Below are 13,950 nucleotides of genomic sequence, written 5' to 3' on the forward strand. Positions count from 1 at the left end.
GGAAAGGCTTTTATAAAGTCCTGGATAAGCTGTCCGTTCCCTACTGCACAACGTGGCAATCCGGGCAGGAGTGGATGAGTCAGGTTGATGTGTTTAAGGGGGACAAGCCGGTGTGGCATATGCATCCTGTGAAATTCTTGGGTGCGATTACTGATAGATTTACAGATGTGATTGAATTTCAGACTACTTTAGGGATTTATAGAATTTCAAAGAAATCAGCGGAATTTATATTATCCTGGGAGGCTTATATGCCAAAGCCATATGTCCCTGCGGGAGATCAGTCAAGTGGTGTCACTTTGGGATATGGATATGATTTAGGGCAGCAAACCACTTCATCAGCAAGAGCACTGTTACATAATTATTATTCTGATTCTCAGGTCGAAAGATTACTTTCTACTATTGGTAAAAAAGGCGATCAAGCACGAGCCCTGGTTCATGAATTGTCCGATATTACAATTGAAAAAAACAAAGCATTGCATATGGCAATGATATTGAAGGGACGATATTGTCAGATCGTAGTTGAAACTTACCCTCAGGCAATCAATCTTCCTCCTGACAGCGCAGGGGCTATACTCTCATTAGTTTATAATCGTGGACCATCACTGGCTCTTCCTAAACCCGGAGATCGGATAGATCGACGTCGTGAAATGAGGGAGATTCGCGACGATTTTTTCCAAGGGGATGCCAGAAGCATCCCTGGACGACTGAGAGGTATGAAGCGTCTATGGCCTAATCAGCGAGGGTTAGGTCTCCGCAGAGAGGGGGAGGCTAAATTAATTGAAAATGAACTATCTGAATGAGGTTAAATTGAGATTTTATATTGTGAGGTTATTTCTTTTTTCATTATTATTATTATCAACTACAATCTACGCCTGTGGTGATAATCCCAACAGTATTATTCAAGGCCCATTTAAGGACAGTGCTTTTACTAATGGGTTTATTTGCTTCCAAAATACATCTGATAAACGCAATGTGGACTTCTTTTTAAGTTATTCAGAAAGAAATGAAAAGTATAATTTAAAAATCGATACTTTTTATTACTCTGATGCGCCGGTAGAGTTAATGTCAGTTTTTTTTACGCCTGTTAATGGAGTAAGAAATGTTGTTGTACTTCTTCGATGGCATGTGAGTTATGAGAGTGATGGTGTTGAATACCCATACTACTATGAAGTGAAGACGTATAAAGAAAGTAAAGGGAAAGGATATGCGATTAACTTAGATGGCGAGAAAGATCCTGACTTGTCTGGTTATCAGGTTAAAGAAAATGGAAAAATCGCGAATTATGGATTAGACAATGCTGCAAAGATTAAAGGATTCCTTCTTAAAAAATATGGTTCTTGATTTTCGATCTGAACCACTTTAGTTGAGTAATGAATACAAGTAAGTACTTTTATTAATTCGATAGTAATGATTTTTTATACCATCTAGCGATTGTTTTTGATGTTTTAATTAATTTGAGTCTTGAGGTGAATGAAATTCTTGTAATAAATTACATGGCGGCTGGCGTAATTATATAATTCAGATCTCTAAATTCCTCGACCAATACAATGTCTCGGGATGATTAATTAACTCACCGAGATCTAAAAATAAAATACGATAAATCAGACCAAGAGCTATTTTTTATTTAAATCACAAATTAGTGAGTGCAAAAATAAGGTGGTGAGTTCTATGGGGAATCTAAAGATTTTTTTAAAGAATCACAACAAGCATGGATAAATTCCCGGGATGCAGGCTGTGCTTATGAAATATATGATTATCAGAAAGGTGCTGGGTTTTAGGGTATATAACTGCAATGTATTTTTGAAAAAAACAATCGAATTAATTTTCTAAAATAAAATATCTCAAATTCATTCATTAAATAAATCGAGGAGTGTGCAATGCTTCAATTTATCCGTAAAGGTGATAAAACCTCCCACGGAGGAACCGTTCAAACTGGATCTGAAACCATGATTGTTGGTGGAATTGGCGTTGCCCGTAAAGGCGACAAAGTTTCCTGTCCGTTACCCGGCCACGGGACGACAATAATAACTGAGGGCAATTCTGAATATCTTGATCACGGTATTCCGGTGGCTTTTCACGGCCATAAGTGTGGCTGCGGCTGTACCCTTATCAGCTCATTTACCAGGGCTAAGGTAGGGTAATTATGCCTGTCTGGCTGGATGCCATTCCTGAACAATCACCCAAGGTTGCTCGCCCCGATACCCGGCGTTGGTTGATTTTCCTGTTCGTTTTGCTCGTCACCGTCATGGTGGCAGGAGCCTGGTTCTGGGAGGGGCCGCGCGAAGGCATTATCTTCTGGTTCACCCTTACAGGCCTGCCATTGTGTGTCTGGGGGCTTATCTTCTCGTTACGCCGTTTTGCATACAAAGCGGACCAGGTGGGTGCTGGTTCCTGGGACCTGGAGCGGCAAAAGCTCATCCTTTCAGAAACGCGGCGTGGCCAGCAACCGGCCTGGATTCTGGACAGCACTATTGAAATCCTGGCCGGTCAGGAGGGTGCAACGATATCAGCCATCATCAGCAGGGCAATTCCCGTCCTTGGCCTGGTGATGCGGCCTGGGAAATTGAGTCCGGTGTACTATGCCGCATTACCGCAAAACGGCCGTTCTCCGGATGCCTCACAACACTATTTTATCGACACACTGACGGCGCGGATTGCACAGACGCTCAGACCATTGAGAGAAGACCTCTCCTGCTGGCTACTGATCGACTGCGACACAGATAAGCCGGAAGAAACTGTGTCGGCACTCACTGACAAGCTGAGTGAGCAAACCGGCAGGATGTTCAGCCGCATCAGCCATGAGGGACTGGCAGGGCTGGATAGCTGGATGGACAGGGCTGTCAGAACACCTTCGGTCCTAGTGGTGATTGCTGTTCATCTTCCGGTCAACAAACAGGAAGGGGGAGCGGATGCCATTACTTCGGTTGTGCTGGCGAATCGGCCTTCTTTGAAAAATCCTGGGGCGGTCAGAATACACCGCCCGGAGAAAGGCAATTCATCTGCGCTGGATAAAACCCTCAGCAGAGCACTGCTTTGGGCAGATACCCCTGCTGATGCGCTTAGCGGGGGATGGATCACCGGTAAAGGACTGACCCAGGGATCGGCCTGGAATATTGCCTGCGAAACCAACGAAGTGACCTTCAGCCTGACTGATGGGCTGGTTATCCCCGACCACGTTACGGGTTACGCAGGAATTGCTGCCCCCTGGCTCTGTATCACGCTTGCGCAGTCGGCTGCTTCTCTAGGCGGTTCGCTTGCTGTAGCAACCCAGTCGCCAAATGAAAAGGATGGAGCCTGGGTCATGGTAGTTAAACAAGACGAAGAACAGAAAGGATTTACAGGGAATGTCTGACGCAAAATCCAGAATGCTGATTGGCCCAGCCGTTGGCATCATTATTTTATTGATTGTTATCAGCGCATTTCTGCTGTGGGCCTGGCCGGAAAGCATTCAGGCAGCGACGGGGATCCCGCCGCTGACCGGCATCCGTATCCTGACCTTCGCGGCCATTCTGACCGTAATAATGCTGCTGGCCGGATGGGTGCTGGAAGCTCTGATGCGTCGCTCGGGAAAATCGGGTGTTCAACTTAACTGGGCCAGGAATAAACAACAGGCAGCGCAGTCGCCAGGATCTGCTGATTCGGTTGATACGCCTGAAAGTTCTGAACAACAGCGTTTCAGCGCACAGCAACTCGGCGAGCACCTGACATTTCGCTATGGTCATCGCTGGCATCGCCGGGTAACTGTCTTGCTGGTAAACGGAAGCGTTGCCGACACGGATGCTTTATTACCGGGCTTGTCTCGTAATATCTGGCTTGAAGGTGAGAGCTTTCTTCTGGTGTACGCCGGTGAGGCAAAGGCTGAACCGGACGCGTCTTTGCTTGCCGAACTCAAGCTGCTTCGCCCGCGCTGTCCTGCTGACGGTGTGTTAATGGTGCTAAACGCTAAGACGCTGCCAGGCGAGGCAGAGTGTGATGCAATCGCCCGTTCACGTCAGAAAACGGACTGTCTGATGGGCTGGCAGTTACCTGTCTGGCTCCGGGTGCTGCAGAAAACAGAGTGGGCGCAGGAAATCGACCTCACGCCAGTCGCACTGATTACCGGTGCGCAGGCGAGTAGTAACGATCTCAACGCGTTAATTCAGGCGTTGCTTCCGGGTCTTCGTCATGCTGGTACTGCCAGAGTCGTGTCCGATAGCCGAAATAACTGGCATCTGAATATGGCATCACAGCTTGAGGATGCCACTGCCAGCAGGCTGACCCGCATTTTTCATTCCCTGACCGAAGAGCCTGCAGCCTGCAGGGTGTCCGGAGTTTTCTTTAGTCCACAACGTAAAGAGAAAGAGAGAGGGGCCCATGTTCTTCATGGCGAACCGCTCTGGGATACGCTGGCAGAATGCTGCATGGCCGTCCGGCCCCGCAAAATCACTACCGACTGGCTGCGCATCGGACGATTTTCCCTGGTGGCAGTACTGGCACTTTGGTGTGCGGGCACGTTGCTTTCTTTGGCGGTGAACCGCACACAGATTTATCAGGCGCATGAAACTGCCCGCATGGCGGCGGACAGAGGTGTGCCGCTCTCTGAAAGGCTGCAGAATCAGCTGATGCTTCAGCAGACGATTGCACGGTTGCAGCACCGTCAGGCAATGGGGGCACCGTGGTATACCCGCTTTGGGCTTAACCAGGATGCGAGCACGCTGGCATCGCTCTGGCCGCTCTACGCGGTGGTGAATAATCAGCTGATGCGCGATATGGCCGCGCAACAGCTCAGCGCCAGACTGCAGGAGTTTGTCCGCCTTCCACCGGCAAGCAGTGCCAGGCAGGATAAAACCCGTCAGGCCTATGACTGGCTGAAAGGTTATCTGATGCTTTCCCGACCGGATAAGGCCGATGCAAAGTGGCTGGCACAACATATCCTGATCCTGTGGCCTCAGCGGCTGGGCGTGACGCCGGGAAGCTGGCAGTCGCTTTCGCCAAAGCTGACCGGCTTCTGGGCGCAAAATGTACCCCGGCATCCAGAATGGAAGATCACACCGGATCCTCAGCTGGTCAGTACCGTGCGCCAGATCCTGCTCAAACAGATCGGCCAGCGAAATGCGGAGTCCGGGCTTTATCAGGAAATGCTCAAACAGGTTGCCAGTAACTGGCCGGATCTGACGCTGGCAGACATGACCGGTGATACAGATGCCGCGCCGCTGTTCCACTCAGATGAAACCGTGCCGGGTATGTTTACCCGCCAGGCCTGGGAAGAACAGGTCAGACAGGCGATAGAAGATGTGGTGAGTGCAAGGCGCAATGAAATCGACTGGGTACTGACAGACAAGTCACATCAGCCGGGCAGTGAGGTATCGCCAGAGGCGCTGAAAATGCGTCTGACCGAGCGCTATTTTACTGATTTCGGTAACGTCTGGCTGAACATGATCAACAGTATTCAGTGGGTTGAGTCGACTTCGCTTTCAGAAGCAATTGGGCAGTTGAACCAGCTGGCTGACGTGCGCCAGTCTCCACTGGTGGCGCTGATGAACACGCTCGCCTGGCAGGGTAAAACCGGCCAGAAATCGGAAGCGCTGGCCGATACGCTTGTGGACTCTGCGAAGCAGCTGATCATTCGGGAGAAGAAACCCCGACAGATGATTACACAGGCACAGGGTCCGCAGGGACCACTGGATGCCGTTTTCGGGCCGCTGACAAGCCTGATGGAAGGTAAAGACGGTACCGGCAGCAACGGTAATCTCAGTTTTCAGTCCTGGCTTGCCCGCGTCACACAGGTACGCCTGAAACTTCAGCAGGTCACCAGTGCCCCGGATCCACAGGCAATGGCACAGATGCTGGCACAGACCGTTTTCCAGGGGAAATCTATCGATATTACGGAAACCCGTAATTACAGCAGCCTGGTGGCAGCAAGCCTTGGGCAGGAGTGGAGCGGGTTCGGGCAGGCGCTGTTTGTACAGCCACTGGATCTGGCATGGCGTCAGGTTCTGGCTCCTGCTGCCGGTAGTTTGAACGAACGCTGGCAGGACACCATTGTCAGCCAGTGGAGCGCGGCATTCTCCGGGCGCTATCCGTTTAAATCCACGGGCAGCGATGCGTCATTGCCGCTGCTTGCGCAGTTTATGCGCGGAGACACGGGGCGAATCACGGCATTTCTTAACAGCAATCTGGGCGGCATCTTGCATCAGGAAGGCAGCCGCTGGGTGGTGGACCCCTCCTCCAGCCAGGGTCTGCGCGTGAGCTCTGCATTTCTTCAGGCTATCAATGAGCTCGGAGCTATCACCGACATTGTTTTCGCCCAGGGCGACGCCGGGCTCCGGTTTGAACTGATGGCGCGTCCGTCGCAGGATGTTGCCCGAATGCAGCTGACCGTTGAAGGAGAAAAAATGGACTACTTCAACCAGATGAATGGCTGGCAGAGTTTCAGATGGCCGGGGGAAACCCACTACCCGGGGGCTAACCTCAACTGGCAAAGTACGACCAGTAGCGGGATGCAGCTGTATGACAATATTCAGGGGAACTGGGGCTGGATCCGCTTACTGGAAAAAGCGAAGACGACGGTTCTCGACAGTAGCAGGACTCAGCTGGTCTGGCCGACCACGGACGGAAAGTCGCTGAAATTGATTATGCGCAGTGAGCTGGGTGACGGTCCGCTGGTACTGCTCAAACTGCGGGGCTTCACTTTGCCGCAAAATATTTTTGATGTTGAGGCTGGCTCCCTCTCTCAGGGGGATGAGTATTCACAATGAAACGGAACCTTTACTCCGTTGTTGCGTTTGTCATTTTTTTTTCAAAGCCGGACACCCGGCACCGTAATAATAATGAACATCTGGACGCCGTGGTGCGGTTCATTAAATGAGTCTGATTTGCAGGGAGAGGCATGACCAGTTCTGAAACACATTTACAGGCCGGTGCAGGCGATAAAATCATTGGTGCCATTGCGCTATGGGATAACTGGCTAATCCCTGTATCCCCAGAGGATCCGACGGGTGAGGATCCGTCTTATCACGATGACTTCCTGGCGATGCGGGAAGAAATAAACAAGTTGTCAGGTATGGACACCGGCAGGCTGTGCCGGCTGGCAGAACACCTGCTGACTACCAGCGCTAAAGATATCCGGGTAATAACCTGGTACACCCTGGCAAAACTGATTGGAGAGGGTGAGAAGGGGCTGGGGGAAGGGCTGGCTCTGCTTTGTGCCATGACGGAGCGTTACGGGATGTCCCTGCACCCCCAAAGACCCAGGGCACGTAATGCGGCAGTAGAATGGCTCAACAGTGAAAAGTTTACCGATGCTCTGGCCCGCTGGCCTGAAGCGGTGCCGGAGGATTCCGCACTGACCACCGCGCTGCTTGACCGACTAAACAACCAGCTTGCCATGCCGGATGAGAGAGAACAACCTTCTCTTATTGGTCTGAGCACCGCGCTGCTACAACGGCTGGAACGTTCAGGCGGAACCAGTGCGCTGATTCCTCAGAACAGCAGCAGTAGCGAAATGTATAAAGTTAATCCCGTTCCGGCGACCCTGCATCTGTCCCCCGTTAAATCAGGCCGTGACCTGCTGGATCAGGCAAAGCTGCTTTCCACCTGGCTCAGCGATCAGCCTGCAGGGTGGCTGGCGTCCCACAGGCTGATGAAAACCATCAGATGGGATACCGTCGAAGCGATCCCACCGATGGATGTCGGCAACCGGACCCGCCTCCAGCCGCCTAAGGCAGAGTACCGGTCGCAGCTTAAACGTCTGTATCTGCAACAAAGCTGGGTTGAGCTGGTGGAAACGGCCTCGCAGATGTTCTCTGAAGGGGTCAACCATTTTTGCCTGGATGCGCAATGGTATCTGTGGCAGGGGCTTTCCCGCGCGGGATCGCCCTGGGAGGGGTATGCCGACTCGGTTGTTTCCGATTTGGCGTTGTTCCTGGGGCGTCTGCATGGTCTGGAAACGTTGGCCTGGAATGATGGCACTCCCTTTGCCGATGAAGTCACGCTGAGCTGGATCGGTGAGAAAGTGGTGTGCGATCGGGCTTTCATCACGCCAGAGCCTGTCGCCGTGGCGGGTGCTGATGACGGTGATGTGCTGTCGCTGGAGTCTGAAGCCATGACCATAGGTGACAGCGAAGGGCCGGAAGCGGCGTTATTGTGGTTACAGTCCCGCCCCGGTATGTCATCGGGCCGCAGTCGCTGGCTGTTGCGTCTGCTGATGGCGAGGGTTGCCGAGCAGTATGCGCGTCACGAAATGGCGCTGCATCTGCTGGCAGAGCTCAGTGAAACCGCACCACGGCTGAGCCTGCTGGACTGGGAACCCGCCCTGATGTTTGAGGTGTATTCACGCCGTCTGAAGTTATTGCGTATGAAATCGTCCCGGAGCGAGTCGGATAAAATCCGACTCGCTCCGGAGATGGACAGACTTATCGCGGGAATGATCCAGCTGGATCCTTCCCGTGCGCTGGTCCTCTGCAACTGATCGTTTAAATCTGACACAGGAATTTGTGCATGGATGATTTAACCCTGCGCTACTATGAAGCGGAGATGCGCTACCTGCGCGAGGCGGGCAAGGAATTCGCCCGCGCACACCCTGACCGCGCGGCCATGCTTAATCTGGACAAGCCGGGCGCACGCGATCCCTATGTTGAGCGTCTTTTCGAAGGCTTTGCTTTCCTGATGGGACGGATGCGTGAAAAGCTTGATGATGACCTGCCGGAACTGACCGAAGGGCTGGTCAGCCTGCTCTGGCCACACTATATGCGCACCATACCGTCGCTTTCCGTGGTGGCCTTCACCCCTGAGTGGCAGCAGCTACGGCAGGCGGAAATTCTGCCAGACGGTTTTTCCGTTATCTCCCGCCCTGTTGGCCCCCAGAAGACGCCCTGCCAGTACCGGACAACACGCGATTTGACGTTGCAGCCGCTGCACCTGGAAGATGCCCGCCTGCACACGGAAACCGATGGACGATCGGCCATCCGTCTGCGCTTTATCTGCCCGTCAGGCGTTGACTGGGCGAAGTGCGGTATGGATAAAGTCGCTCTTTACCTTAATGCTGACGGCCCGGTTGCCTCCGCGTTGCATCTGGCCCTGACCCGGCAGATGCATGCGATGCATGTCCGTCACGCAGGGACGCACACTGAACGCCTTCGCATCGACGGCTGGTTTAAACCGATGGGGTTTGATGATGTGGACCGCCTGTGGCCAAAGGGCGACTCGGCATTCAGCGGCTACCAGCTGCTGCTGGAATATTTCAGCTTCCGTCAGAAGTTTATGTTCCTGGAATTGCACGGCCTCGAAGGTATCCGTTTCAATGATGAAATCACCTGGTTCGAGCTGGATATTGTCCTCAGTGAAACCTGGTCTGCTGACTTACCCTTTGAAACGGAGAATTTCCGGCTTCACTGCGCCCCCGTTATCAATCTTTTCAGTCTGGAAGCTGACCCGCTGACTCTGAACCCGCTGGAGAATGAGTATCTGCTGCGCCCGCTGCGTTTACAGGACGGTCACACCGAGATTTACAGCGTGGATGATATTCACGGCTCGCTGAAAAACGGCAAAAATCAGTACGTCCCCTTTACCAGCTTCTGCCACCGGGGCGGCATGTTGCGACACGATGCTCCGGAACGGTATTTTCATACGCGGGTAAAACGGGGGGCTTCGGGCATGTATGACACCTGGATAATCCTCGGCGGCAGTTCATTTGACGTTGAAAAACTGGCAGAAAAACCGGAATCGCTTTCCATGCGCATTACCGGCACTAATGGCGTTCTGCCCCGCAAGGCTCTGGAAAGTACGTTGCTCGACCGCGTGGTGAAGGCCGGAAAGGTTCCGCTCTCAGTGCTGAATCTCACCGCACCGACCATGCCACTTTATCCGCCCGTTGCGGATCGCTTTCACTGGCGCGTGATGAGTCACCTTGGTTCGAACTTCCTTAGCATGATGGATAACCCGGAAGTGCTGCGCGGCACGCTGGCGCTCTATGACTGGACGGATGATGAGATGAACCGTCGACGGCTGGAAGCCATTGTGGCGGTGAAGCACACCTTGATCCGCCGCTTCGAGCGTGGATTTATGCTGCGCGGTGTGGATATTGAAGTCACGGTGAATGCGGAAAACTTTGCCGGAGAGGGCGACGTGAATCTGTTCGGCGAAATGCTGCACCGCTTCTTTTCGCTGTATGCGGACATTCACCTCTTTAACCAGCTTACGCTGGTCCTTCAGCCAACAGGGAAAAGACTGCAATGGAGCGAGAATCACAGCCAGCACATACCGGGCTGACCGCATATCTGAAGAATGATATCTGGCGGATAAATTTCTACCGTTACTGTCAGCTGCTGGAGCAGGAAAATCCGGGCCAGCCGTTGATGGGCTCTACCAGTCATCCGGGGACGGATCCTGTTCGCTTCCGCCCCTGGCCCGGAATGGGCTTTCCGGTCAGCGAGCTGAGAGCCGTTGAGTATGATGAAGTCTCACCGGGTCTGCCTCCGACGGTCCGGACCACCTTTCTTGGTATGTACGGCGTCGATTCCCCCCTGCCTGGCGCGTATCTGGATGATATTGCGCAACGCCGGGAAGGGCACGAAGCGCTGACCGCGTTTTTGGATATTTTCAGCCATCGTATCACCACGCAGTACTATCGCATCTGGCGTAAATACGCTTACCCCGCCACTTTTGAGCCGGGAGGGACCGACAAAACCTCTCAGTGCATGCTGGGGCTGGTGGGGCTGGGGATCCCCGGCACTGCGCAGCATATCGCCACGCCGGTTTCGCGTTTTCTTGCGCTGCTTGGCACCATGCGCTTGCCTACGCGAAATACCGAAGGGATCCTGGCGCTGGTCAGGCTACTGGCACCCGGTACGCAAGCCACCGTTTATCAGCACGATCCGGTTTGTGTGCAGATTGAGGCGCGTAGCAGCTTCGGGAAAGGGAATAGGGTGGCCCTCGCGCAGAGGGCTACGCTCGGTAAGACCGCCAGGGACGGGAACAGCCGGGTCAGGGTTGCGTTGTTTACCTGCGATCCTGCCGAGGCACGGGGTTGGTTACCAGGTAATCATCTGCATACTGACCTGCTGGCGCTGATGCGTGTCTATCTGGGCTACCGCAGTGATGCCCGCCTGCAACTGACCATACCGGTGTCGCTGCTGCCGGAACCTCGGCTGGTGAAACATCAGCGGGTCAGTCTGGGCCGCACCGGTGTACTTGGTCTCAAAGGTGGGAAACTGAGCAGCCAGCAGGAGCATCTGACGGTAAGTCTTGGCTGCTATGAAGGCTTGACGCTTTCAGCACATCAACCGGCAGCCAGCGGCCAGTACCGTTTCGATTAACGTTTTTTTAAAAGGAATTATCTATGCCAGTTTGCTCTGGATGGCGCATTTTTCTGCTTGCTGCCTGTGGCATGCTCGCGGGTTGCGGGCTGACTCAGACCATGACCGATGGCACGGTCAGCATGACTAAATCCATTTTTTATAAAAAAATTAAGGTACTGCATCTCGACTTCGTCCCCCGTGCCGCAGCCAATGCTGACGGCAGTCAGACGCCGATGGCAACAATGGTGAGGGTCTATCAGCTGAAAGAAAAACAGGCCCTGGAAGCAGCAGATTACCCTTCGTTGCTCCGGGACGGTGAGCAGGTGCTGAAAGAGGACTTGCTGGTATCCCGCTCTGTGCTTGTTATGCCAAACGGTCATGTCAGCCTCAATGTACCGATGGACGAAGAGGTAAAATACGTTGCGGTTGTGGCGCTGTTTAACCAGCCCGACCTGGTGAATAACCGCTGGCGCCTGGTGCTGACCCGCAACGACCTTGATCCCGATTATCCCCGCGTTATTGCGCTCGGCGACGGTTCGCTGAGCCTGTTACCTGTCAGGGAGTGATATCAATGGAGAAGTGGCTTTCACAGTTTACGGGCCAGAATCCTTACCGGCTTGTGATACACAACGGCGTTCTGCAACCGGACGTACTGCGCTTTCGTGGTCGCGAAGCGCTCAGCGAACCTTTCTGCTGGGATATCGAGTTCACCTGCGTGCAGGATGTCGCCCCGGAGGCGGTGCTGCTGAAGTTCGCCAGCTTCCTTATGCGCAGCGGCAAGCAGGTGCACGGCATCGTCACCGGCCTGGAGTGGCTCTCTACCAGCGCTGACCAGTCGCACTACCGCCTGCGCCTTGAGTCCCGACTGGCAATGCTTTCGCGTACCCGGCGCAGCCGGGTATTTCAGAAGCTGAGCGTGCCGGAGCTGGCGGAGCAGATACTGCGTGAGCACGGTTTTGAAGGGCCGGATTTTGATTTCCGGTTGACGGGCGACAGGCCCGAGCATGGACTCGTCACCCAGTGGCGCGAAAGCGACCTGGCCTTTCTGCGCCGCATTCTGTCAGAGACGGGTATCTGGTTTCGTTCTGAAATGAACGGCACCACGGGGATGGAAACCCTGATCTTTGCTGACAGCCAGCTGGCATATGCCGGTACCGTGACGATGCCGTACCGTGAACCCACTGGCCTTGATGATGGCTCAAATGAGTCGGTGTGGGGACTGCGGGAGTGGCACCGTGTCGTCACCGGCAACGTGTCGGTTCGGGATTATAACTACCGTCAGGCGCGGAAACCGGCTGATGCCCGCGCTGCCGTGACCACCGGTGAGCACTATCGTTACGCTATGCCTTACGGCGCGTCGGGCGATGATGCAGAGGCTGAGCCCGTCTGTGAAACCGGCGCGTTCTATGCCCGGTTACATCACGAGCGTGAGTTAAATCACGCGTCCCACCTCCACCTGTTCAGTAACAGCCCTGACGCGTCGCCGGGGTGCCTGCTGGAGACGCAGGGAGGAAGTGCAGCGCTGGCCGAATGCATGGTCATCCGGCTGACGACCTATATCGCCTCGCGCGATTCGCGGCTTCATGTCTCGCTGTGGGGGATTCCGTACAGCGAAGAGTTCTGCATACGGACGGCATTACTGCCGCGCCCGGTTATCAGCGGGACGCTACCCGCCAGGGTGGAAAGCCGCAACGCCGGGGATATTTATACCTGGCTGGACGAACAGGGCCGATACCGCGTCCGGCTGGATATGGCCCGCGAGGAAACGGAGGCCGGTTACAGCTACCTTTGGGTACGCCAGGCGAAGCCGTATTCCGGAGAGACTTACGGCTGGCACACCCCGCTGGTGCAGGGCTCGGAGGTTGCCATCGCCTTTGACGGTGGTGATCCGGACCGCCCGTATCTTGCCCATGCCTTCCACGATTCAGAACACCCCGACATCACCACCCGCGACAACCGCAGCCGGAATATCCTGCGTACGCCCGCCTGTAACGAGCTGCATATGGAGGATAAGCGCGGGGAAGAACATATCACCACCGCCACTGAATACGGTAAAACCCAGCTAAACCAGGGGTATATCACCGGCGCGGATAACAGGCCGCGCGGCAACGGGTTCGAGCTCAGAACCGATGAGCACGGGGTTATCCGCGTGGCGAAAGGGTTGTTTATCAGCGCGGATGGCCAGAGCAAAGCGGAGGGCGAGGTGCTGGATATGGCTGTGGCGCTGGGTGAAATCGAACGCTGCCTGCAACAGATTGAGCAGCTGGATATCGCCGCGCAGCAGGCCCAGGCGTTGCATGCCGACGTCGACAGCCAGCGAAAACTGTTCAGTGAACGCTTAAAACCGCTGAATGAGGTTATTCACCTCTCAGCACCTGAGGGCATGGCGCTGACAAGCGGCGGGCATCAGCAACTGGCGGCTTCTGCGAATGTGATCATGAACGCGGGTGAAAGTCTGAGCGTGGGAGCGATGGGAAGCATCAACCTGATGGCCGGAGAAAAGGCCGGGCTGTTCGCCCGCACCGGCAGGCTGAGCCTGATTGCCTCAGAGGGACCGGTTGTGGTGCAGGCGCAAAACGCGGCGGTGCGCCTGACGTCAGAAAAGAAACTCTCCATCAGCGCGGAAGAAGACATGCTGTTGGCCGGAAAGAAACGCATCACGCTGATTGGCGGC

At 54.2% G+C, this 13,950-nt stretch carries 10 protein-coding genes and 1 pseudogene; all 11 read left to right on the top strand.

All coding sequences use genetic code 11. The features are described from left to right. Window positions 1-800, top strand: an 800-nt coding sequence (locus WCC56_RS19690) for a pesticin C-terminus-like muramidase (protein ID WP_424694014.1), incomplete at its 5' end; no start/stop codon positions are given. Between the two features lie 7 nt (window positions 801-807). Continuing rightward, window positions 808-1,341, top strand: coding sequence for a hypothetical protein (locus tag WCC56_RS19695; RefSeq protein WP_424694015.1), 534 nt, complete (start codon window positions 808-810; stop codon window positions 1,339-1,341). A 344-nt stretch (window positions 1,342-1,685) separates the two neighbouring features. Further along, window positions 1,686-1,778: pseudogene (locus WCC56_RS19700) on the top strand (hypothetical protein); the annotation flags it as partial. A gap of 99 nt (window positions 1,779-1,877) precedes the next feature. Further along, complete coding sequence (locus tag WCC56_RS19705; RefSeq protein WP_424694016.1) at window positions 1,878-2,141, top strand: PAAR domain-containing protein; 264 nt, start codon at window positions 1,878-1,880, stop codon at window positions 2,139-2,141. A gap of 2 nt (window positions 2,142-2,143) precedes the next feature. Further along, window positions 2,144-3,352: a hypothetical protein gene (locus WCC56_RS19710; protein WP_424694017.1), complete on the top strand. Its 1,209-nt coding sequence runs from the start codon at window positions 2,144-2,146 to the stop codon at window positions 3,350-3,352. Next, window positions 3,345-6,737, top strand: coding sequence for an ImcF-related family protein (locus tag WCC56_RS19715; RefSeq protein WP_424694018.1), 3,393 nt, complete (start codon window positions 3,345-3,347; stop codon window positions 6,735-6,737). Before WCC56_RS19710 ends, WCC56_RS19715 begins: the two co-directional genes overlap by 8 nt. A gap of 131 nt (window positions 6,738-6,868) precedes the next feature. Beyond that, window positions 6,869-8,449, top strand: a complete 1,581-nt coding sequence (gene tssA, locus WCC56_RS19720; protein ID WP_424694019.1) for a type VI secretion system protein TssA — start codon at window positions 6,869-6,871, stop codon at window positions 8,447-8,449. A gap of 29 nt (window positions 8,450-8,478) precedes the next feature. Beyond that, entirely contained in the window at window positions 8,479-10,248 is a 1,770-nt protein-coding gene (gene tssF / locus WCC56_RS19725) for a type VI secretion system baseplate subunit TssF (RefSeq protein WP_424694020.1), read from the top strand. Beyond that, the gene (tssG, locus tag WCC56_RS19730) at window positions 10,212-11,294 is read left to right on the top strand and encodes a type VI secretion system baseplate subunit TssG (protein WP_424694021.1); all 1,083 of its coding nucleotides are present in this window, start codon (window positions 10,212-10,214) and stop codon (window positions 11,292-11,294) included. Before tssF ends, tssG begins: the two co-directional genes overlap by 37 nt. 23 nt (window positions 11,295-11,317) lie before the next feature. Continuing rightward, the gene (gene tssJ, locus WCC56_RS19735; protein ID WP_424694022.1) at window positions 11,318-11,842 is read left to right on the top strand and encodes a type VI secretion system lipoprotein TssJ; all 525 of its coding nucleotides are present in this window, start codon (window positions 11,318-11,320) and stop codon (window positions 11,840-11,842) included. A gap of 5 nt (window positions 11,843-11,847) precedes the next feature. Continuing rightward, window positions 11,848-13,950: type VI secretion system Vgr family protein (locus WCC56_RS19740; RefSeq protein ID WP_424694023.1), on the top strand; the 2,103-nt coding region annotated here is incomplete at its 3' end.

Source organism: Erwinia sp., assembly GCF_049696395.1.
Classification (GTDB): Bacteria; Pseudomonadota; Gammaproteobacteria; order Enterobacterales; family Enterobacteriaceae; genus Erwinia.

What these genes read in the sequence shown, in the direction of transcription:
- WCC56_RS19705 (WP_424694016.1), top strand. Translation starts at nt 1,878, where the DNA reads ATGCTTCAATTTATCCGTAAAGGTGATAAAACCTCCCACGGAGGAACC.
- WCC56_RS19710 (WP_424694017.1), top strand. Translation starts at nt 2,144, where the DNA reads ATGCCTGTCTGGCTGGATGCCATTCCTGAACAATCACCCAAGGTTGCT.
- WCC56_RS19715 (WP_424694018.1), top strand. Translation starts at nt 3,345, where the DNA reads ATGTCTGACGCAAAATCCAGAATGCTGATTGGCCCAGCCGTTGGCATC.
- tssA (WP_424694019.1), top strand. Translation starts at nt 6,869, where the DNA reads ATGACCAGTTCTGAAACACATTTACAGGCCGGTGCAGGCGATAAAATC.
- tssF (WP_424694020.1), top strand. Translation starts at nt 8,479, where the DNA reads ATGGATGATTTAACCCTGCGCTACTATGAAGCGGAGATGCGCTACCTG.
- tssG (WP_424694021.1), top strand. Translation starts at nt 10,212, where the DNA reads ATGGAGCGAGAATCACAGCCAGCACATACCGGGCTGACCGCATATCTG.
- tssJ (WP_424694022.1), top strand. Translation starts at nt 11,318, where the DNA reads ATGCCAGTTTGCTCTGGATGGCGCATTTTTCTGCTTGCTGCCTGTGGC.